The 25,682-nt window shown below is 66.0% G+C and carries 26 protein-coding genes; 18 read left to right on the top strand and 8 right to left on the bottom strand.

The features are described 5' to 3' along the window. The first annotated feature begins 102 nt into the window (after nucleotides 1–102). The 7 genes from ACAD63_RS18230 (at nucleotide 103) to ACAD63_RS18200 (ending at nucleotide 6,457) form a co-directional block, all read left to right on the top strand. On the top strand, nucleotides 103–1,026 hold the full coding sequence (locus ACAD63_RS18230; protein ID WP_135704790.1) for a histone deacetylase family protein: 924 nt from the start codon (nucleotides 103–105) through the stop codon (nucleotides 1,024–1,026). Nucleotides 1,027–1,038: 12 nt separating this feature from the next. Continuing rightward, nucleotides 1,039–1,842, top strand: coding sequence for an enoyl-CoA hydratase (locus ACAD63_RS18225; RefSeq protein WP_195428272.1), 804 nt, complete (start codon nucleotides 1,039–1,041; stop codon nucleotides 1,840–1,842). A gap of 164 nt (nucleotides 1,843–2,006) precedes the next feature. After that, complete coding sequence (locus tag ACAD63_RS18220; RefSeq protein ID WP_133094023.1) at nucleotides 2,007–3,041, top strand: methionine ABC transporter ATP-binding protein; 1,035 nt, start codon at nucleotides 2,007–2,009, stop codon at nucleotides 3,039–3,041. Next, nucleotides 3,031–3,684: a methionine ABC transporter permease gene (locus ACAD63_RS18215; RefSeq protein ID WP_434033111.1), complete on the top strand. Its 654-nt coding sequence runs from the start codon at nucleotides 3,031–3,033 to the stop codon at nucleotides 3,682–3,684. The genes ACAD63_RS18220 and ACAD63_RS18215 overlap by 11 nt, the downstream gene beginning before the upstream one ends. Before the next feature lie 33 nt (nucleotides 3,685–3,717). After that, the gene (locus ACAD63_RS18210; protein ID WP_434033110.1) at nucleotides 3,718–4,515 is read left to right on the top strand and encodes a MetQ/NlpA family ABC transporter substrate-binding protein; all 798 of its coding nucleotides are present in this window, start codon (nucleotides 3,718–3,720) and stop codon (nucleotides 4,513–4,515) included. A gap of 238 nt (nucleotides 4,516–4,753) precedes the next feature. Beyond that, on the top strand, nucleotides 4,754–5,503 hold the full coding sequence (locus tag ACAD63_RS18205; RefSeq protein ID WP_029045694.1) for an electron transfer flavoprotein subunit beta/FixA family protein: 750 nt from the start codon (nucleotides 4,754–4,756) through the stop codon (nucleotides 5,501–5,503). An 18-nt stretch (nucleotides 5,504–5,521) separates the two neighbouring features. After that, nucleotides 5,522–6,457: an electron transfer flavoprotein subunit alpha/FixB family protein gene (locus tag ACAD63_RS18200; protein WP_029045693.1), complete on the top strand. Its 936-nt coding sequence runs from the start codon at nucleotides 5,522–5,524 to the stop codon at nucleotides 6,455–6,457. A 184-nt stretch (nucleotides 6,458–6,641) separates the two neighbouring features. Here ACAD63_RS18200 and ACAD63_RS18195 read toward each other — a convergent pair whose 3' ends face one another. After that, nucleotides 6,642–7,946 (bottom strand): D-amino acid dehydrogenase, encoded by a 1,305-nt coding sequence (locus ACAD63_RS18195; RefSeq protein WP_133094027.1) that lies wholly within the window; start codon nucleotides 7,944–7,946, stop codon nucleotides 6,642–6,644. Nucleotides 7,947–8,054: 108 nt separating this feature from the next. On the opposite strand from ACAD63_RS18195, the gene ACAD63_RS18190 reads away from it, so the two are divergent. Beyond that, nucleotides 8,055–8,558: an Lrp/AsnC ligand binding domain-containing protein gene (locus tag ACAD63_RS18190; RefSeq protein WP_133094028.1), complete on the top strand. Its 504-nt coding sequence runs from the start codon at nucleotides 8,055–8,057 to the stop codon at nucleotides 8,556–8,558. A 33-nt stretch (nucleotides 8,559–8,591) separates the two neighbouring features. Further along, a complete protein-coding gene (locus ACAD63_RS18185) occupies nucleotides 8,592–9,809 on the top strand; it encodes a PA0069 family radical SAM protein (RefSeq protein WP_434033109.1) in 1,218 nt (405 codons plus the stop codon). Nucleotides 9,810–10,223: 414 nt separating this feature from the next. Here the strand turns inward: ACAD63_RS18185 and ACAD63_RS18180 are convergent, their stop codons facing one another. From ACAD63_RS18180 to ACAD63_RS18165, 4 genes are all read right to left on the bottom strand, one after another. Further along, nucleotides 10,224–10,715 carry an NINE protein gene (locus ACAD63_RS18180; RefSeq protein WP_195428355.1) on the bottom strand — a complete coding sequence of 164 codons (492 nt, stop codon included), beginning with the start codon at nucleotides 10,713–10,715 and terminating at the stop codon, nucleotides 10,224–10,226. A 123-nt stretch (nucleotides 10,716–10,838) separates the two neighbouring features. Then, a complete protein-coding gene (locus tag ACAD63_RS18175) occupies nucleotides 10,839–10,997 on the bottom strand; it encodes a hypothetical protein (protein ID WP_165971452.1) in 159 nt (52 codons plus the stop codon). 285 nt (nucleotides 10,998–11,282) lie between these two features. Beyond that, a complete protein-coding gene (locus tag ACAD63_RS18170; RefSeq protein ID WP_135704797.1) occupies nucleotides 11,283–11,687 on the bottom strand; it encodes a hypothetical protein in 405 nt (134 codons plus the stop codon). A gap of 182 nt (nucleotides 11,688–11,869) precedes the next feature. Then, nucleotides 11,870–12,988, bottom strand: coding sequence for a PQQ-dependent sugar dehydrogenase (locus ACAD63_RS18165; RefSeq protein WP_135704799.1), 1,119 nt, complete (start codon nucleotides 12,986–12,988; stop codon nucleotides 11,870–11,872). A 153-nt stretch (nucleotides 12,989–13,141) separates the two neighbouring features. Between ACAD63_RS18165 and rpsP the strand changes: the two genes are divergently transcribed. The 5 genes from rpsP (at nucleotide 13,142) to ACAD63_RS18140 (ending at nucleotide 16,242) form a co-directional block, all read left to right on the top strand. After that, nucleotides 13,142–13,393 (top strand): 30S ribosomal protein S16, encoded by a 252-nt coding sequence (rpsP, locus tag ACAD63_RS18160; protein WP_133094031.1) that lies wholly within the window; start codon nucleotides 13,142–13,144, stop codon nucleotides 13,391–13,393. A 139-nt stretch (nucleotides 13,394–13,532) separates the two neighbouring features. Then, entirely contained in the window at nucleotides 13,533–14,117 is a 585-nt protein-coding gene (gene rimM, locus ACAD63_RS18155) for a ribosome maturation factor RimM (RefSeq protein WP_434034018.1), read from the top strand. Nucleotides 14,118–14,160: 43 nt separating this feature from the next. Continuing rightward, complete coding sequence (trmD, locus tag ACAD63_RS18150; RefSeq protein WP_133094032.1) at nucleotides 14,161–14,943, top strand: tRNA (guanosine(37)-N1)-methyltransferase TrmD; 783 nt, start codon at nucleotides 14,161–14,163, stop codon at nucleotides 14,941–14,943. A 75-nt stretch (nucleotides 14,944–15,018) separates the two neighbouring features. After that, nucleotides 15,019–15,411, top strand: coding sequence for a 50S ribosomal protein L19 (rplS, locus tag ACAD63_RS18145; RefSeq protein WP_133094033.1), 393 nt, complete (start codon nucleotides 15,019–15,021; stop codon nucleotides 15,409–15,411). A 150-nt stretch (nucleotides 15,412–15,561) separates the two neighbouring features. Further along, on the top strand, nucleotides 15,562–16,242 hold the full coding sequence (locus ACAD63_RS18140) for a CoA pyrophosphatase (RefSeq protein ID WP_133094034.1): 681 nt from the start codon (nucleotides 15,562–15,564) through the stop codon (nucleotides 16,240–16,242). Nucleotides 16,243–16,263: 21 nt separating this feature from the next. Here ACAD63_RS18140 and ACAD63_RS18135 read toward each other — a convergent pair whose 3' ends face one another. Next, the gene (locus ACAD63_RS18135) at nucleotides 16,264–17,109 is read right to left on the bottom strand and encodes a sulfurtransferase (RefSeq protein WP_135704801.1); all 846 of its coding nucleotides are present in this window, start codon (nucleotides 17,107–17,109) and stop codon (nucleotides 16,264–16,266) included. 216 nt (nucleotides 17,110–17,325) lie between these two features. Here ACAD63_RS18135 and dnaE point away from each other — a divergent pair, with 216 nt between their 5' ends. Continuing rightward, nucleotides 17,326–20,841, top strand: coding sequence for a DNA polymerase III subunit alpha (dnaE, locus tag ACAD63_RS18130; protein WP_135704802.1), 3,516 nt, complete (start codon nucleotides 17,326–17,328; stop codon nucleotides 20,839–20,841). Between the two features lie 19 nt (nucleotides 20,842–20,860). Here the strand turns inward: dnaE and ACAD63_RS18125 are convergent, their stop codons facing one another. Both ACAD63_RS18125 and ACAD63_RS18120 read right to left on the bottom strand, forming a co-directional pair. Then, complete coding sequence (locus tag ACAD63_RS18125; protein WP_135704803.1) at nucleotides 20,861–21,931, bottom strand: glycosyltransferase family 4 protein; 1,071 nt, start codon at nucleotides 21,929–21,931, stop codon at nucleotides 20,861–20,863. Between the two features lie 27 nt (nucleotides 21,932–21,958). Continuing rightward, complete coding sequence (locus ACAD63_RS18120) at nucleotides 21,959–22,729, bottom strand: glycosyltransferase family 2 protein (RefSeq protein WP_133094038.1); 771 nt, start codon at nucleotides 22,727–22,729, stop codon at nucleotides 21,959–21,961. Nucleotides 22,730–22,940: 211 nt separating this feature from the next. On the opposite strand from ACAD63_RS18120, the gene ACAD63_RS18115 reads away from it, so the two are divergent. The 3 genes from ACAD63_RS18115 to ACAD63_RS18105 all read left to right on the top strand — a co-directional run. Then, the gene (locus tag ACAD63_RS18115) at nucleotides 22,941–24,236 is read left to right on the top strand and encodes an O-antigen ligase family protein (RefSeq protein ID WP_240745933.1); all 1,296 of its coding nucleotides are present in this window, start codon (nucleotides 22,941–22,943) and stop codon (nucleotides 24,234–24,236) included. Further along, the gene (locus ACAD63_RS18110) at nucleotides 24,233–25,006 is read left to right on the top strand and encodes a glycosyltransferase family 25 protein (protein WP_133094040.1); all 774 of its coding nucleotides are present in this window, start codon (nucleotides 24,233–24,235) and stop codon (nucleotides 25,004–25,006) included. Before ACAD63_RS18115 ends, ACAD63_RS18110 begins: the two co-directional genes overlap by 4 nt. 112 nt (nucleotides 25,007–25,118) lie before the next feature. Then, nucleotides 25,119–25,682: ABC transporter transmembrane domain-containing protein (locus tag ACAD63_RS18105; RefSeq protein ID WP_434034017.1), on the top strand; the 564-nt coding region annotated here is incomplete at its 3' end.

The following is a 25,682-nucleotide window of genomic DNA, read 5'->3' as shown; positions in this document are numbered from 1 at the left end:
GCGAACCGGCTAACCCGGGCTCGCCAGCGAGGACGCGCATTGGGTGGCAAGGCCCGCCCTGTGCTAACGTAGCGAATGGAGACAACCGAGCGACGATAAGAGATGCCGACAGGCTATTACACGCACCCCGAGTTCCAGCGGCACGAGATGGGTCATTTTCATCCCGAGTGTCCGGAACGCCTGCAGGCGATCGAGGATCACCTGATTTCGCACGGCCTGGACGGGCTGCTGGAGCGCCGCGAGCCCACGCCGGCCACGCGCGAGCAGATCGAGCGCGTGCACCGGCCCGACTATGTCGATTCGCTGGAAAGCACCAGCCCGGCCAGCGGCTACTACCCGATCGACCCGGATACATCGATGAACGCCCACACCCTGAGCGCGGCCAAGCTGGCCGCCGGCGCCGCGGTGGCAGCGACCGATGCGGTGATCTCGGGCGAGTTCGAGAACGCTTTCTGCTGCGTGCGCCCGCCTGGCCACCATGCCGAGCCGGACCGCGCCATGGGCTTTTGCTTCTTCAACAACGTGGCCATTGCCGCACGCCACGCGCTGCAGGCGCATGGGCTGGAGCGCGTCGCCATCATCGATTTCGATGTCCACCACGGCAACGGCACCGAGGCGGCTTTCCGCGGCGACGAGCATGTGCTCATGTGCAGTTTCTTCCAGCACCCGTTCTACCCGTACAGCGGCACCGAGCACCTGGCGGCTAATATGGCAAACATCCCGCTGCCGGCCTACACCAACGGCATGGCCGTGCGCGAGGTGGTCGAGACCATCTGGCTGCCGCGCCTGCACGAGTTCCGCCCGCAGATGCTGTTTATCTCGGCCGGCTTCGACGCGCACCGCGAGGATGACCTCGGGCAGATGGGCCTGGTGGAGCAGGACTATGCGTGGATCACCGGCCAGCTTGTCGACGTGGCGCGCACGCACGCGCAGGGGCGTATCGTCAGCTGCCTGGAAGGCGGCTATAACCTGAGCGCGCTCGGCCGCAGCGTACTGGCCCACCTGAAAGTCCTGCTGGAACGATAGGAGGCATCCGCCATGGCCGAGAACGATGCGCGCGTGGACGCGCCGCTGCTGACCGAAACGCGCGATGCCGCCGGCGTGGTGCGGGTGACCATGAACCGGCCCCAGGCCTTCAACGCCTTGTCCGAAGGCCTGCTGGACGCGCTGGCCGAGACCTTCCGCCGGCTAGCCGCCGACGACGCCGTGCGCGTGGTGGTGCTGGCCGGTGCGGGCAAGGCCTTCTGCGCCGGCCATGACCTGCGCGAGATGCGCGCGACGCCGTCGCACGACTACTACCGGCGCCTGTTCGACCGCTGCACGCGCGTGATGATGGCGATCCAGAAGATGCCGCAGCCAGTGATTGCGCGGGTACAAGGTATCGCCACCGCGGCCGGCTGCCAGCTGGTGGCGATGTGCGACCTCGCGGTCGCCGCCGACGACGCGCGTTTTGCGGTGTCCGGCGTCAACCTCGGCCTGTTCTGCTCGACGCCGGGCGTGGCGCTGTCTCGCAACCTGCACCGCAAGCAGGCCATGGAAATGCTGCTGACCGGCGATATGATCGATGCCGCCACCGCGCGCGAGCGCGGGCTGGTCAACCGCGTGGTGCCGGCCGCCGCACTGGACGACGAGGTGGCGCGGCTGGCCGCCAGTATCTGCGCCAAGCCGGCAGCGGCCGTCGCCGCCGGCAAGGGGCTGTTCTACCGCCAGCTTGAAATGGGTATCGAGGCCGCCTACCAGCTCGCCGGCCAGACCATGGCCTGCAACATGATGGATGACTCGGCGCTGGAAGGCGTGCAGGCCTTTCTCGACAAGCGCACGCCGTCGTGGCGTGGCGAATAGTCGACTTATTGTGGTTCTTTATGCTGGGTGTGCATAAAGACATCGATAAAAATTCGTTTATGGTATGAAGCGAATCGCATAAAATACCGGCTTCACAAAAATAAGTGCGGCAACAGCGCTCGAGACAAACTCGCCTGTTGCCGTTTTCTTTTGGTCACCTTTACATGATCGAACTGCAAGGACTGTCGCAGCGCTTCCCGGGCGCGTCTGGCGACGTGCATGCATTGCGGGACGTCAGCCTGTCGATTGCAGCGGGCGAAGTCTTCGGCATCATCGGCCGCAGCGGCGCCGGCAAGAGCACGCTGGTTCGCGCCATCAACCTGCTGAACCGGCCCAGCAGCGGCCGCGTCGTCGTCGACGGCCAGGACCTGACCGCGCTGGACAACGGCGCGCTGCGCCTGGCCCGGCGCGAGATCGGCATGATCTTCCAGCATTTCAACCTGCTGTCGTCGCGCACCGTCTATGACAATGTGGCGCTGCCGCTGGAACTGGCGGGCAAGCCCAAGGCGGAAATCGCCGCAACCGTGCTGCCGCTGCTGGAGCTGGTCGGCCTGTCGGCGCTGAAGGACCGCCACCCGGCGCAGATCAGCGGCGGGCAGAAGCAGCGCGTGGGTATCGCGCGCGCGCTGGCGAGCAAGCCCAAGGTGCTGCTGTCGGACGAAGCCACTTCGGCGCTGGATCCGGAAACCACGCGTTCCATCCTGGAACTGCTCAGGCAGATCAATCGCGAACTGGGCCTGACCATCGTGATGATCACGCACCAGATGGAGGTCATCAAGCAGGTGTGCGACCGCGTCGCCGTGCTCGAGGCCGGCCAGGTGGTCGAGCAGGGCCGCGTGATCGACGTGTTCCTGCGTCCGCAGCACGACGTCACGCGCGCCATGATCGGCGATGTCATTTCGCAGGAGCTGCCGGCGAGCGTGCTCAAGCGCGTCGAAAGCCGGCTCGGCAATGGCCGCGACCACGTCTACCGCCTCGCCTTCACCGGCGAGGGCGTCGACCAGCCGGTACTGGCGCAGGCGATCCGCCGCTACGGGCTGGATTTCAACATCCTGCACGGCCACATCGACGAGATCCAGGGCCAGGCCTTCGGCTCGCTGGCGATCATGGCCACTGGCGAGCTGGCCGACGTGAAGGCAGCAATGGAATACCTGCAGGCGCAAGGCGTCGTGGTGGAGGAGTTCGAGCATGTGGTCTGAAATGTTTGACCTGTTCCTGACCTCGTTCAACGAGACCCTGCTGATGGTGGCGATCTCCGGCGTGGTCGGCTCGCTGCTGGGCGTGCCGCTGGGCGTGCTGCTGCACCTGACCAACCGCGGCGGCGTGCTGTCGCACCCGCTGTTCAACCGCACCATCGGCGTGGTGGTCAACGCGGTGCGCTCGATCCCGTTCATCATCCTGCTGGTAGTGGTGATTCCATTCACGCGCTTTATCGTGGGTTCGTCGATCGGTACCACCGCGGCGATCGTGCCGCTGACCATCGCGGCGGTCCCGTTCATTGCCCGTCTGGTCGAAAGCGCACTGCGTGAAGTCGACAAGGGCCTGGTCGAGGCCGCCCAGTCGATGGGTGCCACCACTGGCCAGATCGTGTGGAAGGTGCTGCTGCCCGAGGCCATGCCCGGCATCGTCGCCGGCCTGACCATTACCTTTGTCAGCCTGGTCGGCTACTCGGCCATGGCCGGCGCGATCGGCGGCGGCGGCCTGGGCGACCTGGGCATCCGCTATGGCTACCAGCGCTACATCACCGAGGTGATGGTGGCGGTGGTGGTGATCCTGATCATCTTCGTGCAGGCCGTGCAGAGCTTCGGCGACTGGCTGGTCCGGCGCATCAGCCACCGCTGAACCAAACTACTTCTAGAGATAGGAACGTACATCATGCAACGTCGCAACCTGCTGCAATGGATGCTCGGCGCCGCGCTCGGCGCGTCGCTCGCCACCGGCGCGATCGCCCAGGAAAAGCCGATCAAGATCGGCGTGACCGGCGGCCCGCACGCCCAGATCATGGAACAGGTGAAGAAGGTCGCCGCCAAGGACGGCCTGAACATCCAGGTGGTCGAGTTCAGCGACTACATCCAGCCCAACGCCGCGCTGGCCGCCGGCGACCTGGATGCCAACAGCTACCAGCACCTGCCTTACCTGGAAGCCCAGATCAAGGACCGCGGCTACAAGTTCACGCACATCGCCTACACCGTGACCTTCCCGATGGGCGTGTACTCCAAGAAGATCAAGTCGCTCGACCAGCTCAAGCAGGGCGCGCGCGTGGGCGTGCCCAACGATCCGACCAACGGCGGCCGCGGCCTGCTGCTGCTGCAGAGCAAGGGCGTGATCAAGCTCAAGCCTAACGCCGGCCTGAAGGCGACCCCGCTGGACATCGCCGAGAATCCGAAGAAGGTCCGCATCGTCGAGCTGGACGCCGCGCAGCTGCCGCGCTCGCTGGATGATCTGGATGCCGCCGCGATCAACGGCAACTACGCGGAATCGGCCGGCCTGTCGCCGACCAAGGATGCGATCGCCATGGAAGGTCCGAAGGGTCCGTACGCCAACCTGATCGCGATCCGTGAGGCCGACAAGGGCAAGCCGTGGGTGGCCAAGCTGGTGAAGGCGTACCACTCGCCCGAAATCAAGCAATACGTGAATTCGACCTTCAAGGAATCCGTGATCACCGCCTGGTAATCCTTGGCAATCGCGGTTATGTACCGGTCACTTTGAGGCTTCCGTCCAATCAGACGATGCGCGTAAGCCTCAATTTCCGGCACAATCTCCTGACGGCTGGTGGCTGCCGGGCTATGCCCGGCATCATTTTGCCGATAAAATAGTACGATCGTTCGAAAAACAGGAGAGCCGCCAACCCGGTGGTTATAATGACGAGCGAACAAAATTTCTGACTATCAGCTATCAGTGGAGTGAGCGCATGAAAGTACTCGTCGCAGTCAAGCGGGTGGTGGATTACAACGTCAAGGTCCGCGTCAAGGCGGACGGCACGGGCGTCGATCTGGCCAACGTCAAGATGAGCATGAACCCGTTCGACGAAATCGCCGTGGAAGAGGCCGTGCGCCTGAAGGAAGCCGGCGTCGTCACCGAAGTCGTCGCCGTGTCGTGCGGTGTCACGCAGTGCCAGGAAACCCTGCGCACCGCGATGGCCATCGGTGCCGACCGCGGCATCCTGGTGGAGTCGAACGAAGACCTGCAACCGCTGGCCGTGGCCAAGCTGCTGAAGGCGCTGATCGACAAGGAACAGCCGCAGCTGGTGATCCTGGGCAAGCAGGCGATCGACGATGACTCCAACCAGACCGGCCAGATGGTGGCCGCGCTGGCCGGCCTGCCGCAAGCCACGTTCGCCTCGAAGGTGGTGGTTGCCGACGGCAAGGCGTCGGTGACCCGTGAAGTCGACGGCGGCCTGGAAACGCTATCGCTGAAGCTGCCGGCCGTGGTGACGACCGACCTGCGCCTGAACGAGCCGCGCTACGTCACGCTGCCGAACATCATGAAGGCGAAGAAGAAGCCGCTGGATACCGTCAAGCCGGAAGACCTCGGCGTCGACGTGAAGCCGCGCCTGTCGACCCTGAAGGTGGTCGAGCCTGCCAAGCGCAGCGCTGGTGTGATGGTGCCGGACGTCGCGACGCTGGTGCAGAAGCTGAAGAACGAAGCCAAGGTTATCTGAGCGCCGGGGAGATAGAACATGACTGCACTCGTCATTGCTGAACACGACAATCAATCGATCAAGGGCGCCACGCTGAACACCGTGACCGCCGCAGCCCAATGCGGCGGCGACGTGCACGTGCTGGTGGCCGGTTCCAACGCCAAGGCCGCGGCCGACGCCGCCGCCAAGATCGCCGGCGTGACCAAGGTCCTGCTGGCCGACGCCGCCTACTTTGGCGACGGCCTGGCCGAAAACGTGGCCGAGCAGGCGCTGGCCATCGCCAACGACTACTCGCACATCCTGGCTCCGGCCACCCCGTACGGCAAGAACATCCTGCCGCGCGTGGCCGCCAAGCTGGACGTGGCCCAGATCTCGGAAATCTCCAAGGTCGACGCCCCGGACACCTTCGAGCGTCCGATCTACGCCGGCAACGCCATCGCCACGGTCAAGTCGGAAGACAAGATCAAGGTGATCACCGTGCGCGGCACCGCGTTTGACGCCGCCGCTGCCGAAGGTGGCTCGGCCGCCGTCGAGACCCTGCCGGCTGTGGCCGACGCGGGCGTTTCGCAGTTCGTTTCGCGCGAAGTGGCCAAGAGCGACCGTCCGGAACTGACCGCCGCCAAGATCATCGTCTCGGGTGGCCGTGGCGTGGGTTCGGGCGAGAACTACACCAAGGTGCTGACGCCGCTGGCCGACAAGCTGGGCGCCGCGCTGGGTGCCTCGCGCGCCGCCGTTGACGCCGGCTTCGTGCCGAACGACTACCAGGTCGGCCAGACCGGCAAGATCGTCGCGCCGCAGCTGTACATCGCCGTCGGTATCTCCGGCGCGATCCAGCACCTGGCCGGCATGAAGGACTCCAAGGTGATCGTCGCGATCAACAAGGATGCCGAGGCCCCGATCTTCTCCGTGGCCGACTACGGCCTGGTGGGCGATCTGAATACCGTGGTGCCGGAACTGGTGGCCGCGCTGGGCTGATGCCGTCAGCTTGCCGGCCGTGAGGTGGATGATACGGCCGGCCATGTTCGCAAAAGGAGCCGTTCCCGGGATTTCCCGCGAACGGCTTTTTTGCGTCTATTGATAGCTACGGGGGTAGGCGATATCAGCAAACAAAAAGGGCGGCCTGTAGGGCCGCCCTTGTATTGCCTGTGTGTCGCCGTTGTCAGGCATGCGCCGGCCGCGGTGCCAGGTGATGGCGCGTGGGCTTGAGATAGCGTCCCACCGACAGGTCATCGGCACGGATCGCCGGCGAAGTCCCGGAGACCAGGTCCGACAGCAGCTTGCCGGAGCCGCAGGCCATGGTCCAGCCGAGCGTGCCGTGTCCGGTGTTCAGCCACAGGCCGCGTACCTGCGTCGGGCCGACGATCGGCGTGCCGTCCGGCGTCATCGGGCGCAGGCCGGTCCAGAAGGTGGCCTGGCTGACATCGCCGGCACCGGGGAACAGGTCGGTGACCACGTGTTCGAGCGTGCGGCGCTTGGCCGGGTCGAGGCTGCGGTCATAGCCGACGATCTGCGCCATGCCGCCGACGCGGATGCGGTCGTCGAAGCGGGTGATGGCGACCTTGTAGGTTTCATCCAGCACCGTCGACACCGGGCTGCGCGAGGCGTCGCTGAGCGGCACCGTGATCGAGAAGCCCTTGAGCGGGTACACCGGCAGGTTGGACATGCCCGACAGGAACGGCTTCACCAGCTGCGTCGACCAGCTGCCCAGCGCCACGACCACCAGGTCGGCGGAGATCGGCTCGCCGTTGACGATGGCGCCGGTGACGGCATCGCCCCGCGTCAGCAGGCTGTCGATCGAACGGTTGTACAGGAACCTGACGCCCAGCAGCTCGGCCATCTGCGAAAGCCGCGTCGTGAACAACTGGCAGTCGCCGGTTTCATCGTTGGGAAGGCGCAGGCCGCCGCTCAGCTTGTGGCTGACAGCGGCCAGCGCCGGTTCGCTCGCGGCGAGTTCTTCGCGCGAAAGCAACTGGTAGGGCACGCCGGCTTCTTCCAGCACGGCGATGTCCTTGGCCGCGCCTTGCAGCTGCTCGTCGGTGCGGAACACCTGCAGCGTGCCTTGCTGGCGGCCTTCATAAGCGATGCCGGTTTCCGCGCGCAATGCGCGGATGCAGTCGCGGCTGTATTCGGCCAGCCGCACCATGCGCTCCTTGTTCACGGCATAGCGCTCGGCACTGCAGTTCAGCAGCATCTGCCACATCCATTGCAGCTGGAACAGCGTGCCGTCCGGACGGATGGACAGCGGAGCGTGGTCCTGGAACATCCACTTGATCGCCTTCAGCGGCACGCCGGGCGCCGCCCACGGCGACGCGTAGCCCGGGGAGATCTGCCCCGCGTTGGCAAAGCTTGTGCCCAGCGCGGGTCCGGCTTCGCGATCGACGACGGTCACTTCATGACCGGCCTTGGCCAGATACCACGCACTGGTGACGCCGATGACGCCACTGCCAAGTACGAGAACACGCATTTCGGGGGCTCCCAACTACGATCTCAGGTTGAAGAAGGATTTGTCTCTATACTATTGAATACAATCCAGTCATAGTTACCGAATTTCTCAGTAAAACAGGAAAAACTAATGAGAACCAGCCGCCAGCCCGTACGCACGCTCGACCGGCTCGACCGCAGGATCCTGACGCTGCTGCAGGCAGACGGCAGGATCTCGATGAAAGACCTGGCGGAGGCGGTCGGCCTGACCATCACGCCGTGCATCGAGCGGGTCAAGCGCCTGGAGCGCGATGGTGTCATCATGGGCTACTACGCGCGGCTGAATCCGACCCTGCTGGGCAGTGCACTGCTAGTGTTCGTGGAGATCTCGCTCGGCAACAAATCGGGCAATATGTTCGAGCAGTTCCGGCGCGAGGTGCTGCGCATCCCGGAAGTGCTGGAGTGTCACCTCGTGTCGGGCGATTTCGACTACCTGATCAAAGCGCGCATCCGCGAGATCGGCGAATACCGGCGGCTGCTGGGCGACATCCTGTTGCAACTGCCCGGTGCCGCGCAGTCGAAAAGCTATGTCGTCATGGAAGAAATCAAGGAAACGCTTGCAATCTCGGTCGAGGACAAGAGCCAGCCGACCTGACCACCCACGCCAGGCCAACGAAGCCGGGCAATCATGAAGCGCCCCACCAATCCCTTCAAAGACACGTCCACCGCCGCCGCCGATACGCAGGCGGGCCCGCGGGCGCCCGTCGCGCGCAAGGGACGCGGCGCGGTCAGCAACCTGCAGGGACGTTTCGAGCGAGACCAGCGCGAGACCTTCGACGACGGCTGGGGTAGTCCGGCAATGGAAGAGCCGGCGACTGCCGTCGGGCAGGCGCATCCGGAGGCTGCCTCCAACACCACTCCGTCACCGCAAGCGCCATTGCCGCCGCTGCGTACGCAGGTACGCATCGAACGCGCGCGCACGATCCTGACCCGCAACGCGTCGCCGGATATCCCGTTCGACGTGTCGCTGAACCCGTACCGCGGCTGCGAGCACGGCTGCATCTACTGCTTTGCGCGGCCCACGCACGCCTACCTTGACCTGTCGCCGGGGCTCGACTTCGAGACCCGGCTGTTCGCCAAGTCCAACGCTGCCGAGAAGCTGCGCGAGGCGCTGGCGCGGCCCTCGTACCGCTGCGAGACCATCGCGCTGGGCGTCAACACCGACGCTTACCAGCCGATCGAGCGCGAGCAGCGCATTACCCGCGGCATCCTCGAGGTGCTGAGCGAACACGACCATCCGGTCGCACTGATCACCAAGTCTTCACTGATCGAGCGTGATATTGACCTGCTGGCGCCGATGGCCGCCAAGCGGCTCGCGGTGGCGGCGGTCACCATCACCACGCTGGATGCGGACATCGCGCGCACGCTCGAGCCACGCGCGGCGACGCCGTCACGCCGACTGCGTACCATCCGCACGCTGACCGACGCCGGCATTCCGGTAGGCGTAAGCATTGCCCCGGTGATCCCGTTCATCACCGAGCCTGACCTTGAGCGTGTGCTGGAAGCGGCGCGAGAGGCGGGCGCCGTCTATGCGAACTACATCGTGCTGCGGCTGCCCTGGGAGGTGCGGCCGCTGTTCGAGGAATGGCTGCTGGCGCATTTCCCCGATCGCGCCGAGCGGGTCATGAACCGCGTTCGCGACATGCGCGAAGGCAAAGCCTACGATGCCAGCTTTGCCACGCGCATGCGGGGCACGGGCGTGTGGGCGGACTTGCTACGTCAGCGCTTCTACAAGGCCGCCGACCGGCTCGGCTTCCGCTATAACCGGTTCGAACTGGATACTTCGCGATTCCGGCCGCCCGCGGGACCACGCGGCAAGGACGATCCGCAAGGCTCCTTGTTCTGAGCTGCTTCAGTGGCCTGCTGGTCGCCGATCATGCGGCTGGCCAGGTCCAGCGCGGCCTTCGCGCTCGATGGCGGCAGTCCGGAGGACAGCGCCAGCCTGACGGCGATGGCTGCCAGGCGTCCTTCGTCATACGTTGGCATGTCGATTGGTGCTCCTTTGCGCCGCCAGAGCCACGCTCTGCCGCGCATGTCGCCGCCAGGATCGGACGGTCTTTCCAGTATGGGCGATTTGCGCGAAAGGGGAATTGCCGATTGCGGCCGCATTGACCACGCGCAAATGCAGGCAGCTTTTGGCGCCCGCCGCGGTGCTCAAGCGAATGCCGGCAGGGTGGGCATCGCGGATCACCTGCCATCATCCGCCCGCAGGTTGCCGCGTACGTGGTCGATCAGGTCGCAGTGAATGCCGCCGGCGCGGCTATTGCGACAGCTCGCGCGCCGCCTCGACCTGCGATTCGAAGAAGGTCTGGAAGCTGATGGCCAGCCCCGCCATCAGCAGGCCGGTGCCGATCAGCAGCGACAGGATCACCAGGATCACGACCGGCCACCCGGAGCGCGTGGGCTTGCCATGGGGATTGAAGCGCGCGTCCCACTTGTCGTCCGGGCGCAGGCCATAGACGATGGCGCCAAGGAAGGCGCTGATGACCGAGACTCCGCCGGCAACGGCGAACGTCCAGTTGAGCGCGGGCGTCCCGGCATCGGTCGCCATCGAGGCAATGCCGACGACGCCGGCCAGCAGCCCCAGCAGGTGAACCCAGCCGTACACGTCGCGCAGCCCGCCCAGGTAGAAGCGGTGCGCCCCGAGGCTGCCGAACAGGAACGCCAGCGCGACCGTCAGCAGCTTGGACTTGCCGCGTGCCGGGGTGGTGGCGCGAGTGGTTGCGGGACTGGCTGGCGTGGCGGCAGGCATGGCGTAGGGGCGTGCGTGGCGGTTCGGGAAAAACGGCGGCACACGCGTGCCAGCCGGCAGTCATTGTACGCCGGCGGTTACGGCCAGGGAGTGGAAGTGCATCAGCAGACGCGCAGGGCGACGCTAATGCCAGCCGCCCGTAAGCAGGCTCTTGATAAAGGTGGCGGCGTGTTCGCTGATATGCGTTTCGCCGTAAAGGACCAGGGTAAGGATACCCATGAACAGGACGGACAGCGATAACTGGCCGGCGTGTTCGACCAGGTCGCTTAGAAGGGGTGACATGACAAACCTCACGGAATTATTGTCATTCTGGAGGCTGCGCCCGAGCTGTCGTGATCGGGTCCGACAGGAGGTGTCGGGCAGAGGCAGGTCAGTTCGATTGCCGTCTGCACTGGACGGCACGCTGTGAGCCCCGGGCAGCGCCGGGCGGCAGCCTGTGTGTGGCACCCGGAAAGTGGGGCACACACTCAGATAAAGACAATGGGGGCGCGGGGCGAGTTCCGCAGCGAGTTCCTCGGCGCGCTTCCCAGGGCGCCGGCGCCACGCGAGCGCCAGCCGCATGGGGATTCAGCGTCCGCCGTTGTCGCGGCCGTGTGCCTGCCAGCCGGGACCGACGCTGGTGGGGCGCGAGTCGTTGCGGGCGTCGGAAGGGTTGCTGCGCTGATCCTGGGCGCGCACACGGTTGTCGTCGCGAGCGCCCTGCATGGCGGCGGCGCGGCGGCCACTCAGGCGGTCGTCTGCGCGGGCGCGAGCTTCCATGCGGTCGATCTGCGCCTGTACGTGGTCGCGGCTTTCGGCGCGCACGCTGGCGACCTGCCAGCCATCGCCAGCCTGCAGCCGCACCGGCCGGGCATCAGCACGGCTTTGTTGCCAGAACGCGACCTGGGCATGACTGGCGGCTACCGCGCCGACCAGGCCCGAGGCCACCAGGATGCCAGCCACCAGGTCGCGCAGGAGAGAGCGGGTGATCATGCGGATTCCCAGGTTCCTGTCGCGCTAAGTTGCTGTTGGAAGATGGGTTCATGGTACGCATCGGCCATCAGGTCGCGCTATGCCAAGCGAGTTACCGGTGTAACGGATTGTTTCGGACACATGGCCTTGCCATTCCTGGTGTTTTGGCGGCTCTTTGCGGGCTGCGCTTGTGCCGTCTCCAGCTACGGTGCGTAGCGGATCCGGTAGATCGCGCCAGCCAGGTCGTCGCTGACCAGCAGCGAGCCGTCAGGGGCGACGAGCACGTCGACCGGGCGGCCCCACGGCCTGCCGCGCAGCCAGCCCTGGGCAAACACCTCCTGCCGGACGGCCTTGCCGGACTCGTCCAGCACCACGCGCACCACGCGGTAGCCGGATGGCTGGCTACGGTCCCAGCTGCCATGCTCGGCAATGAAGACATTGTTACGGTATGCCGCCGGAAACTGGCTGCCGGTATAGAAGCGCATGCCGAGCGCGGCCACGTGCGCGCCCAGCCGCGCCACCGGCGGGACAAATTCCGAGCAGGGGCGCTTGCTGCCGTATTCCGGGTCGGCGACGTTGCCGGCGTGGCAATACGGATAGCCGAAATGCTGGTTGTTCGCCGTCGCGCGGTTCAGCTCGTCGTCGGGAACATCGTCGCCCATGCGGTCGCGGCCGTTGTCGGTGAACCACAGCTCGCGCGTGGCCGGGTGCCAGTCGAAGCCGACGGTATTGCGCACCCCGCGGGCCGCCACCTGCAGGTCGCTACCATCGGGCTTCATCTTCATGATGTTGGCGTAGCGGTTCTCGTCGGGCGCGCAGATATTGCAGGGCGCGCCGACCGGGACGTACAGGTAGCCGTCCGGCCCGAAGGCGATGAATTTCCAGCCGTGGTGATCGTCTGACGGAAAGCGGTCGCTTACCACCACCGGTGCCGGCGGGTTGTCCAGCCGCGCTTCGATATTGTCGATGCGCACGATCCTGGACACCGACGAGGCGTACAGGCTGCCATCGCGCAGCGCCACCCCGGCCGGCATGCGCAGCCCGCTGGCAACAGTGCGCACGCGCGGTCGGCCGCCGAGCGCGTCGGTGACCGCGTAGACCTTGCCCTCGCGCAACGAACCCACGAAGAGCGTGCCCGACGGCGACAGCGCCATGGCGCGCGCGCCCGGCACCTCCTGCGTTAACACGTCGATGCGGAAGCCGGCCGGCAGCTTGATCTGCTCGAGCGGCAGCGCCGCCGCCGCGCTGCCTGCCAGCAGAACCACGGCGAGCAGGGCGGACTGCCTTGCAGTACGAAGCAAGAAGTGCAGATGCGGACGCATGGCAGGCCTCCCGTCGCGGTTTTTGCCACGATGCCTGCACGGCACCGGCACGTCAATCACCTAAGTGTTTGTTTGGCCTCGGAAACTGGGCTATACTCTTGCGTTTCGTGTTCGTTTGAACACCCGGACACCCGTTTTCTGAGGAATCATCCCATGGTCGTTATCCGTCTGGCTCGCGGCGGCAGCAAGAAGCGCCCGTTCTTCAACATCGTCGCTACCGATTCGCGCAACCGTCGCGATGGCCGTTTCATCGAGCGCGTTGGCTTCTACAACCCGCTGGCTTCGGAAGGCGAAGAAGGCCTGCGCCTGGCGCAAGACCGCCTGGCCTACTGGCAAGGCGTTGGCGCCCAGCTGTCGCCGACCGTTGCCCGCCTGGTCAAGCAAGGCACCAAGGCTGCTGCCTGATTGCCGCCGGTCCATCGGACTGAGCGAACTATAGCGTGCCCGCAAGGGCACGTTCTTCGTTGCGCACGTGACTGAACGCAAGCAGCGGCCGCTGAACCGGCCGCAGGGCCCGCAGGGTGAGGCCCCCAAGGCCCCCAAGATGCCCACGGCGCTGCTGTATGCCGACGCCCTGCCGGAAGACCTGGTGGAAGTCGGCTATGTCGGCGCGGCCTACGGCATCCGTGGCTGGATCAAGGTCCAGCCGCATGCCAATGACGCATCCGCCCTGCTGCATGCGCGTCGCTGGTGGTTGCTGGCGCCGCCGCAGGCGGGGCTGGTTGCCGCCGGGGCGCAGCAGGCCCAGCCGGTCTGCGTGAAGATCGCGCAGTCGCGCGAGCACAGCGGTACGGTGGTGGCGAATGCCGCCGGCGTTGCCGACCGCAATCTTGCGGAAGCGCTCCGGGGCCGTCGCGTGTGGATCCGGCGTGCGGATTTTCCGGCGCCGGAAGAAGACGAGTTTTACTGGGTCGACCTGATCGGCTGCAGCGTCAGCAACGAGCAAGGCGAGTTGCTGGGCGAAGTATCCGGCCTGATCGATAACGGTGCCCACCAGATCCTGCAGGTCGCGTACGCGCTGCCGGACGGCAAGGCCGGCGAACGGCTGATCCCGTTTGTCGATGCGTTCCTGCGCACGGTCGATACCGCCGACAAGCGCATCGTGGTGGACTGGGGACTCGATTACTGAGCCCGGGGCCAGGCCCGGCATTGTGCCCAGGAGGGGAGAGCGGATGCAGTTCGATGTGATCACGCTGTTTCCCGAGATGTTCCGCGCGCTGACCGACTGGGGCATTACCAGCCGGGCAGCCAAGCAACAGCGGTATGCGTTGCGCAGCTGGAATCCACGCGATTTCACGGTCGACAATTACCGCACCATCGACGATCGCCCCTATGGCGGCGGCCCCGGCATGGTGATGCTGGCCAAGCCGCTGGACGATGCGATCGATGCCGCAGTGGCAGCGCAGGCGCAGGCCGGCGTGCCGCAGCCGCACGTGGTGCTGATGTCGCCGCAAGGCAAGACGCTGTCGCACGCCAAGGTGATGGAACTGGCCGAACGGCCGGGCCTGGTCCTGCTGTGCGGCCGCTATGAGGCCATCGACCAGCGGCTGATCGACCGCCGCGTGGACGAGGAAATCAGCCTCGGCGACTTCGTGCTGTCAGGCGGTGAACTGCCGGCGATGGCGCTGATCGACGCGGTGGTGCGCCACCTGCCCGGCGTGCTGGGCGACGCGCAGTCCGCGGTGCAGGACAGCTTTGTCAACGGCCTGCTGGATTGTCCGCACTACACGCGGCCGGAAGAATATGAAGGCGTGCGGGTGCCCGAGATATTGCTCGGGGGCCATCACGCCGAGATCGAGAAATGGCGGCGCCAGCAGGCGCTGGCCAATACCGCGAGAAAGCGCCCCGACCTGATCGAGGCGGCTCGCGAACAAGGTTTGCTGTCCCGCGCCGACGAGAAATTCTTGTCGGAATGGGCGGCGAAGGAAGGGCGGGAGGCAACTCCCGCCAGGTAAAACCCCATCCTCTGCCGGGGCCCGGGACATGCCTGGGGCATACAACGCCGGCACGATGGTTACGGAGAAAAAACGATGAACCTCATCGAGCAGATCGAGAAGGAAGAGATCGCGCGTCTGACCGCGAACAAGACCATCCCCGCATTCGCACCCGGCGACACCGTGATCGTCAGCGTGAACGTGGTGGAAGGTAACCGCAAGCGCGTGCAGGCCTACGAAGGCGTAGTGATCGCCAAGCGTAACCGCGGCCTGAACTCGTCCTTCATCGTGCGCAAGATCTCGTCGGGTGAAGGCGTGGAACGTACGTTCCAGCTGTACTCGCCGCTGATCGCTGCCATCGAAGTGAAGCGTCGCGGCGACGTGCGTCGCGCGAAGCTGTACTACCTGCGCCAGCGTTCGGGCAAGTCCGCACGTATCAAGGAAAAGCTGGTGTCGAAGGCTGCTGCCGCTGCCAAGGCTGCGGAGTAAGCCGGACATGCCGGCCGGGGCGACCCGGCCAGCGTTTCCCCAGGAAGGGCACCCCATGGGTGCCCTTTTTGCATGCTGCATTGGCGTTCGGGCAACATCCGATTTTGCTGCGGCGCCGAATCGCGCGCTTCTGTCATACTTGCGGTTGCTATGCGTCCCGCCTTCGATCCCGAATCCCTTCCCGTCGTCGACACCGACCTGCGCAATGCGCCATTGAGCGAGCCGCGCCTGCAGGTCGACTTCATCCGCCACCGCTTCGAGGTGCCGCCGGCCTGGGCGCCGGAGCTGACCGACGAATCGCGCGTCTACGACCGCAGCCGCGGCCTGCGCGATGCCGCCGTGCTGGTGCCGCTGGTGGAACGCCGCGATGGCCTGACCGTGCTGCTGACCCAGCGCAATGCCAACCTGAGTGCGCATGCGGGGCAGATCAGCTTCCCGGGCGGCAGGCAGGAGCAGTGGGACAAGAACCGTATCGACACGGCGCTGCGTGAGACGGAAGAAGAGGTGGGTCTGGCGCGCGACTACGTGGAAGTGCTGGGCGCACTGCCTGACTACATCACTGGCACGGGATTCCACGTCAGTCCGGTGGTCGGCCTGGTGCGCGATGGATTCACGCTGCGCCCGGATGCCTCGGAAGTGGCCGATGTCTTCGAAGTGCCGCTCGCCTTCCTGATGAACCCGTTACACCATGAGCGGCGCCTGTTCCGCTGGGTCGACGGCGAACGCCTGTTCTACGCCATGCCCTATCCGCGCGAGAGCGGCGGCCACCGCTTTATCTGGGGCGCCACCGCGGGCATGCTGCGCAATCTCTACCACCTGCTGGCGGCCTGAGCGGCCGCCGCCGGCGTTCTGTCAGGCTGCGGCCTGTTTCGTGCCGATGCAGTGCGGGCAGCTCTTGCCGATCACGTAGTGCGGGCTCTGCTGTTCTTCCGGCGTGACCACGGCACGGCAGGCGAAGCACTGCTTGGGTCCGGCGGGCTCCAGGTTCGGGTTTAGCGCGGTGCGGTAGTCGAAGACGAAGCAGTCGCCGCGATAGTGGCTGCCGCCGACTTCCTCGAAATACTTCAGGATGCCACCCTCGAGCTGGTATACGCGCTCGACGCCGACTTCCTGCATGTGGATCGCCGCCTTCTCGCAGCGGATGCCGCCGGTGCAGAACGACACCACGGTCTTGCCTTCCAGCTCTGCCTTGTGCGCGGCGACAGCCTCGGGGAATTCGCTGAACTTGGCGATGTCGTACTCGACCGCATCGGCGAAGGTGCCGACCGCGACCTCGAAGTCATTGCGCGTATCGAGCATCACCACCGGGCGGCCTTCGTCGTCATGCCCCTGGTCCAGCCAGCGCTTCAGGTCCACCGGTCGCACCGACGGCGCGCGGCCGTCTTCGGGGCGGATCAGCGGCATCTTCATGGTGATGATCTCCTTCTTGGCACGCACCAGCATGCGCTTGAAGGGCTGGTTCTCCGACAGGCTTTCCTTGGGCGCGATATCGGCGAAGCGCGCGTCGGCATGCAGCCACACCATGAAGCCGTCGATGGCTTCGCGCGGGCCGGCCAGGAACATGTTGATGCCCTCGGGCGCGAGCAGGATCGTGCCTTTCAGGCCGGCCGCTTCGCAGCGCTCGCGCATGGCCGGGCGCAGGGTCTCGATGTCGTCCAGCGAGACGAACTTGTAAGCGGAAATATTTACGATCTGCATGAGGGACGGCGCCTGCACGGCCGCACCCGGGAGGGCGGGAAGGGCGTTGGCGGCTTGCGATAACTGCCTGATAGGAAAGGCGAAATTATAACGCGAGCGGGCGCTTCTGCCGCTCATTCCCAAGCACCCCGATCAGCTTTGCGCAGCGGCCGGCACGCGTCGCCTGCACGCAATATTGGAGGCCGGCAGGCGGGTCGAGCCGGTACAATGTCGCCCATGTCCGCACCCCGCTTCGTCCACCTCCGCCTGCATTCCGAATACTCCGTCGTGGACGGCATCGTCCGCCTCGACGACGCCGTCAAGGCCGCCGCCGCCGATGGCATGGGCGCGCTCGCCCTGACGGATCTTGCCAACGCCTTCGGGCTGATCCGCTATTACAAGGAAGCGCGCGGCAAGGGCGTGAAGCCGGTGGTCGGGGCCGATGTCTGGCTGACCAATGCCGAAGACCGCGACAAGCCCGCACGCCTGCTGCTGCTAGTGCAGGACCGGCGCGGCTATCTGAACCTGTGCATGCTGCTGTCGCGCGCGTGGCTGGGCAACCAGCACCGTGGCCGCGCCGAGATCGATCCGTCGTGGTTCCTGGAGCCGGGCGAAGACGACATGCCGCTCGCCACCGGCCTGATCGCGCTGTCCGGCGCAATGGGCGGCGATATCGGCATGGCGCTGGCCAACGGCAATGCCGACGGCGCGCGCCGTGCCGCGCAGCACTGGGCATCGGTGTTCGCACAGCGCTTCTATATCGAACTGCAGCGCGCCGGCCATGCCGGCACCGATGCCTACGTGCAGCAGGCCGTGCAACTGGCGGCCGAACTGCAGTTGCCGGTGGTCGCCACGCATCCGGTGCAGTTCATGACGCCGGACGACTACACCGCGCACGAGGCGCGCGTGTGTATCGCCGAGGGCGAGCTGCTGGCCAACCCGCGCCGCACGCGGCGCTTTACCACCGACCAGTACTTCAAGACCCAGGACGAGATGTGCGCGCTGTTCGCGGATATCCCCTCGGCGCTGGAGAACGCGGTCGAGATCGCGCGCCGCTGCAACCTGACGCTGGAACTGGGCAAGCCGCGCCTGCCGCTGTTCCCGACGCCGGACGGCATGTCGCTGGACGACTACCTCGTCTTCATGGCCAAGGACGGCCTCGAGAAGCGCATGGCGGTGCTGTTTCCGGACGAAGCGGTACGCGAAGCGAAGCGCCCGGAATATTACGCACGGCTGGAGTTCGAGACCGGCACCATCATCAAGATGGGCTTTCCCGGCTACTTCCTGATCGTGGCGGACTTTATCAACTGGGCCAAGAACAACGGCGTGCCGGTCGGGCCCGGCCGGGGTTCCGGTGCCGGTTCGCTGGTCGCGTATGCGCTGGGCATTACCGACCTCGATCCGCTCAAGTACGCGCTGCTGTTCGAGCGTTTCCTGAACCCGGAACGGGTATCGATGCCCGACTTCGATATCGACTTCTGCCAGCACGGCCGCGATCGCGTGATCACGTACGTGAAGGAGAAGTACGGCAAGGACGCGGTGTCGCAGATCGCCACCTTCGGCACCATGGCCGCCAAGGCCGCGGTGCGCGACGTGGGCCGCGTGCTCGACCTGGGCTATGGCTTTGTCGACGGCATCGCCAAGCTGATCCCGTTCAAGCCGGGCAAGCTGGTCACCATCGAGGAAGCGAAGAAAGAAGAGCCGCTACTGACCGAGCGCGAGAACAACGAGGAAGAAGTGCGCCAGCTGCTGGAGCTGGCGCAGCGCGTCGAAGGCATGACGCGCAACGTCGGCATGCACGCCGGCGGCGTGCTGATCGCGCCCGGCAGGCTGACCGATTTCTGCCCGCTGTACACGCAGGGCGCGCAGAACGACGGCATGAGCGGCGTCGTCAGCCAGTACGACAAGGACGACGTCGAGGCCGCCGGCCTGGTCAAGTTCGACTTCCTGGGCCTGACCACGCTCACCATCCTGGACTGGGCCGAGCGCTATATCCGCCGCCTCGACCCGAGCAAGGCCGACTGGAACTGCAGCCAGATCCCGCTCGACGACGGCCCCGCCTTCGACATCCTCAAGACCGCCAACACGGTCGCCGTGTTCCAGCTGGAAAGCCGCGGCATGCAGGGCATGCTGAAGGACGCCAAGCCTGACCGCTTCGAGGACATCATCGCGCTGGTGGCGCTCTACCGCCCGGGCCCGATGGACCTGATCCCCAGCTTCTGCGCGCGCAAGCACGGCCGCGAGAAGGTGGAGTATCCCGATCCGCGCGTCGAACCCGTCCTGAAAGAGACCTACGGCATCATGGTCTACCAGGAGCAGGTGATGCAGATGGCGCAGATCATCGGCGGCTACTCGCTTGGCGGCGCCGACCTGCTGCGCCGCGCGATGGGCAAGAAGAAGCCCGAGGAGATGGCGCAGCATCGCGTCATGTTCCGCGAGGGGGCGGACAAGAACGGCCTCAACGCGCAGCAGGCCGACGACATTTTCGACCTGATGGAGAAGTTCGCGGGCTACGGCTTCAACAAGTCGCACGCGGCCGCGTATGCGCTGCTGGCGTACTACACCGCCTGGCTCAAGGCCCACCATCCGGCCGAATTCATGGCAGCCAACATGTCGCTGGCCATGGACGACACCGACAAGGTCAAGATCCTCTACGAGGACTGCAAGCTCAACAAGATCGCGGTGCTGCCGCCTGACGTCAACGCCAGCGAGTACCGCTTCGCGCCGACCGACCCCAAGACCATCCGCTATGGCCTGGGCGGCATCAAGGGCAGCGGGCAGGGCGCGATCGAAGACATCCTGCGCGCGCGCGAAGAGGGCGGGGCGTTCAAGGACCTGTTCGACTTCTGCGAGCGCGTCGACCGCCGCCAGGTCAACCGCCGCACCATGGAAGCGCTGATCCGCGCCGGCGCCTTCGACAGCCTGAACGACAACCGCGCCCAGCTGCTGGCCTCGGTGCCGATCGCCATGGAAGCCGCGGAGCAGAAGGCCGAGTCCGCCAACCAGGTGTCGCTGTTCGACCTGATGGGCGATGCCGGCGAAGCGCACCGCCCCGAACTGCTCGACGAACCGCGCTGGAGCCCCAAGCGCACGCTGCAGGAAGAAAAGCAGGCGCTCGGCTACTACTTCTCCGGCCACCTGTTCGACGCCTATCGCGACGAGGTGCGCCGCTTCAACAAGGGCACGCTGGCCTCGCTGGAAAAGGAAGTGCAGGGCAACGGCGGCGGCTTCGGCCGCGACGTGCGCGGCAAGACCATCGCCGGCGTGATCTCCGGCATCCGCACCCAGATGACCCAGCGCGGCAAGATGCTGATCGTGACGCTGGACGACGGCACCGGCCTGGTCGAGATGACGGTGTTCAACGAGGTCTTCGACGCCAACCGGCAGATGTTCCGCGAGGATGAACTGCTGATCGCCACCGGCAATGCGCGGCACGATACCTTTACCGGCGGCGTGCGCTTTACCGCGGAGTCGGTGATGGACCTGACCGCGGCACGGATCCGCTTTGCGACGGCCGTGCGGCTGGCGATGAACGGCAATTCTTCGACCGGGTTGCTGCGCGAACTGCTGATGCCGCACCTGGCACGCGCCACGGGTGCCCAGGGTCTGCCGGTGCGGATCGGCTACCAGGCCCGGACCGCGTCGTGCGAAGCCGTGCTGGGGCCGGAGTGGCAGGTGGTGCCGTCCGACGAGGCGCTGGGCGCGCTGCGCCAGGCGCTGTCGGCGGAGAGCGTGAATACGGTCTACGAATAACGTCGCAGCGGCGGCGTGCTCAGGCGCGCCGCGCGGCCATTGCCTGCGCCGCCAGCGCCAGCAGGCTATCGACGTGGGTGCCGATGCGCGGATCGTAGTCCAGCATGGTCATCGGCTGCGCCAGCCTCGCCTGGCCGGACTGCGCGGCCTGCACGGCGGCGCGGATGGCCTGGTCGAGCGTATCGGCGCGTTCGCGAGCGAACGCATGGACGGCCTGCGGCCGGATCACTTCCAGGCAGGCGATATTGTCGGCAAACACCAGCGGCGTGCCGCACAGCACGGATTCCACCCCGACCAGCCCGAACGGTTCATAGCCCGATGCCAGGATGGTGAAGTCCGCGGCGCGGTAGAGCGCGTCGATGCGGCTGCTGTAGCCGAGTTCGCGCACGCGCGGGATGGTGCGTCCCACCGGCCGGCCGGCCACCGCAAGCGTGATCGGCAGGCTGGATTTCGAGAAGTAATCGGCCAGCAGGTCGAACCCCTTGCGGGCATGTCCCGACGACGGAAACAGGAACACGACCTCATCGTCGCCAAAACCGAACTCGCGGCGCAGCGACGCGCGCGTGGCGTCGTCGACCGGCGCAAAGCGCTGCGTGTCGACCGGCGGGTAGAGCAAGTGCACCCGGTTTTCCGGGATCCCGTACAACTCGACCACTTCGCGCCGCATCAGCGCCGAGTGCGCCACCACGCAATGCGCGCCGGTGTACTGCGCGCTTTCGAGGTCGATCTGCCAGCGATCGGAGCGGCGCGGCGGCGTGCCGCGCGCGGCCAGGTAGCCGCGATGGGTGCCGCCGCAGATGGCGATGTCGGACCCCCGCACGCGGTTGCAGCCGATCAGCACCGCATCGGCAGGCAGGCGCGCCTGCAGGCGCCAGGAGAAATAGCGGTCGCGCAACTTGCCCGGCAGCCACGACACCACGATCCGCTGCGGCTCGATGCCGGATGCTTCCGCCACGCCGGCATCGAAGCGGCGCGCGTAGACCGACACCTCGGTGCCCGCGCGGCCGGCCATGGCCTGGCTGATGTCGAGCGCATAGCGCTCCAGGCCGCCGCCGGCGCCGAAGCGGTTGCAGGAAATGCCAATTTTCATCGGTGGATGCAAGGAGAGTATGGGGCGTCAGGCGTCACCGCGCACCCGTGCGCTGTCCGCGGCGTGCAGCTGCGCCAGCTTCGCGTACTTGTAGTAGCTGGCCTGCGCATTCATCAGCGCGACGCCAAAGCCCGCGCCGCCGTCAAGGAAGCCACGCTTGAACAGGTAGGTGCGGATGAACGCCCACAGTCCGTGGCCGGCGGCCGACGCCACCGAGCTGCGCTTGCCGCGCGCGTAGGCTTGCTGCGCGCCGGCGCTGGAGTAACTGTCGATCTTGCGCAGCACGTCCGATAACGATCGGTAGCTGTAGTGGATCAGCGGCTCGCGCAGGCGGGTCACAGGATCGTCCACCTTCAGGTGTTCATGGACCAGGTCTTCGGTGAAGCGGCCGCGGCCGTTGCGGAACACGCGCGTGACATAGTCGGGATACCAGCCGGCATGGCGCACGAAGGTGCCGCAGAACGCGGACAGGCGCGGCAGTGCCAGGGCCTGGGCACCAGGCCGGGCGATTTGCTGCAGGATTTCATCGCGCAGCGCAGGCGTGACACGCTCGTCGGCATCCAGGCTGAGAATCCAGTCGCCCCTGGCGGCACTGACCGCGCGGTTCTTTTGCGGGCCGAAGCCCGGCCAGTCCTCGGTCTGGATCACAGTGGCGCCGGCAGCACGCGCAATGGCCACGGTGTCATCCGAGCTGGCCCAATCCACTATAATCGCCTCTTCGCACCAGGACACGCTGTCGAGGCAAGCCCCGATATTGTGAGCTTCATTCCTGGTAATGATGACGGCCGAGACTTTCATGGAATATGGGCGGCACGCCTGTCGGGCAGACCGACAAGCCGCCGGCGCCGCCAACAGCCGAGTGCTGATGGAAGATCGCGTATTCTACCGCACCGGCTCAGTGGTCCCGGCGCCGCCTGGTGGTTGCCGCCAGCCCGCGGGAAATGCCCCGGCGCCGTTTTCTCCAATTGCGAGTTTGATGATAAGAGCACATTTGTCCCGATTCACAGGGATGGAAAAAGTTTTCTCCCTGGTGGCATGTGCCGCACTGATCTCCTTTCCCATCCTGCTGCTCACCTATCCTTCGGCGGCCAATGCTGGTTTCAGCTTCCTGCTGCTGTGGTGCGTAGTCGCGCTGTCCGTGCAGCCCCGCGCCAGCCTGTGCGCCTGGGGGACGATGCTGCGCGAGCATTGGGCGGTGGCGGCGGCGATGGCGGCCTTGCCGGCGGCCTTCCTGCTGCGCCAGGTTGTCAGCGGCGATGGCATGGACCTGCCGTATCTCTACCTGCGCTTCGCCTTGTTCGGGCTGCTGGCCTGGGGCCTCGCACTGCTCGACCGGCGTGCGCTGCAGGCCGTGCAGTGGGGACTGGTGGTGGGTGCGATCGTTTCTGCGGTCTGGATATACGCCGCAACCGCTGGCGGCCGGCCGGACCATGTCGGCGTCAACAACATCATTCCCTTTTCCAACCTGTCTCTGCTGATGGGAATGCTGGCGCTGATTTCGATTGGATGGGACCGGCGCGGCCGGTGGCTTTCGATGGCGCCCAAACTGCTGGCCGGCGCGGCCGGTGTCTATACGTCGTATGCCAGTGCGACACGTGGCGGCTGGCTCGCCATCCCGGTGCTGCTGCTGATCGCGATCACCGTCATGCGCAAATGGACGATCCGCGCCCGTGCCGCTTTGCTCGCGGTCCTGGTGGGAGGCATGGCGGTGGCCGGATACTGCAGCGATATCGTCAGGAAGCGTGTGGGCGAAGCGGTCGCCAATCTCAATGCCGCGGTCTCGTCACCGGGCATCGATGCGGCGGTAGTAACGCAGCGAGGGCTGGATACGTCGGAGGGCTGGCGCCTGCAACTGTGGAAGGCCTCGCTGCGCATGCTGGAAACGCATCCGATGACAGGCGTGGGGCCAGACGGGTTTGCGGCCAACCTCAAGGCCATGGCAGCAAGCGGATTTATCACGCCCGCAACCACCCAGTTCGCGCACTCGCACAATGACGTGCTGTACATCGCGGCAACGCAGGGGATTCCCGGGGTGCTTGCTGTACTTGCGCTATACCTGGTGCCGGCAGGCTTTTTCCTGCGCCATCTGCGCAGCCGTGACATGGTCACGCGCACCGCTGCCACCATGGGGCTGGCCATCAGCATCGGCTTCCTGCTGTTCGGACTGACCGAAGCGATGTTCTTCATCGCCATGACCAATGCCTTCTACACGCTGATGATCGCGACGTGCTTCGCCATCGTGGTCGCACAGCGCAAGGCGCCGGAGCTGCCGGCGCGGCCGGACGCACAGGCGGTGGCGGCATGATCGGCGCCTACGTCATCAACCTGGCGAGCGCGGGCTCGCGCCGGCAACGCATCTCCGCGCAGCTCGAACGCCTCGGCGTCCCGTTCCAGGTCTTCGCTGCCGTGGACGGGCGCGCGCTTCCCGAACACGACGTGGCGAGACGTTATGATGCGGCCGCCGCCGCGGTGCGGTACCGGCCCATGAGCCGCGGCGAAGTCGGGTGCGCGCTGAGCCACCTCGGCGTCTGTCGCCAGATGCTGGAAGACGACGCGGCGTTTGCGCTGGTGCTGGAGGACGACGCCTTGCTTGGCGATGACCTGCCGGCGGTGCTCGCTGACCTGGAGGCCCGTCTGGACCCGGACCGCGCGGAAGTGGTGCTGCTGTCCCACGTCGACAAGTACACCCGCTGGGGCACGCGACCCCTTGGCCACGGGCGCAAGCTGGTGCGGCGCTACGGCGAATGGTGGCGGGCGCATGGCTACGTGGTGACGCGGGCCGCGGCCGAGCGCATGCTGGCGGGGCTCCAGCCGGTCTGGTGTGCTGCCGACTACTGGTCCGCCTTCGAGAAACAGGGCCTGGTCACGGTCCGTGCCGTGGTCCCGTATTGCATCGGGCTGACCGAACTGGCGCAGGATTCCGCGCTGGAAGGCCATCGTGCCGATCTCGATGCCAGCGACAAGGCGCGGCGCAGCATCGGCTATTATCTGCGCCGCTACGTCTACCAGCGATTCCTGTTCCAGGTCTTCGTCCGGCCCTTCCTGCGCGTAGCGCGGCAGAAGCGGGCGGGATAGAGGAGCCGCCGGGCCAGGTGCCATCAAGCCCTGCCGCCGCACCCATACAGAAAGACATTCAGTGACCACATCCAAACCGCCCATCTCGCCCGGCTCCACCGTGCCCTCCAGCATGTCCAGCCGGCTCTGGTCTTACCTGCGCCCCGAGTTGCGCGTTTTTGTCGGCGCCATCATAGCCATGGCGGTGGTTGCGGCCAGCGAAGGGGTGATCCCCAAGGTCGTCAACGACCTGCTCGACAAGGGTTTCGGTGGCGACTACGCCGGCACGCTGTGGCATGTGCCTGCCATCCTGACCGGCGTGGCGCTGATCCGGGGTGTTGCGCAGTTCGCTTCCGGCTATCTGCTGAACCTGATCTCGAACCGCGTGCTGCTGAAGATGCGCATGCAGATGTTCGAGCGCCTGCTGCATGCGCCGGCGGGGTTCTTCCACCGCAACACGGCGGCATCGCTGATCAATGCGGTGATTTTCGAGGTCAACCAGGTGCTGCAGATCCTGACCAGCGTGTTCATCACGCTGGTGCGCGATTCGCTGACGGTCGTGGCGCTGCTGATCTACCTCTTCTACACCAACTGGCGCCTGACGCTGATCGTGGCGGTGATCCTGCCGGTGATCGGCTACCTGATGTCCAAGATCAACCGCCGGCTGCGCAAGCTCAACCGCGACCACCAGACCTAC

It is taken from the genome of Cupriavidus sp. a3 (assembly GCF_051015765.1).
Lineage (GTDB): Bacteria > Pseudomonadota > Gammaproteobacteria > Burkholderiales > Burkholderiaceae > Cupriavidus > Cupriavidus oxalaticus_A.
This window is presented reverse-complemented; position numbering and strand designations above follow the sequence as displayed.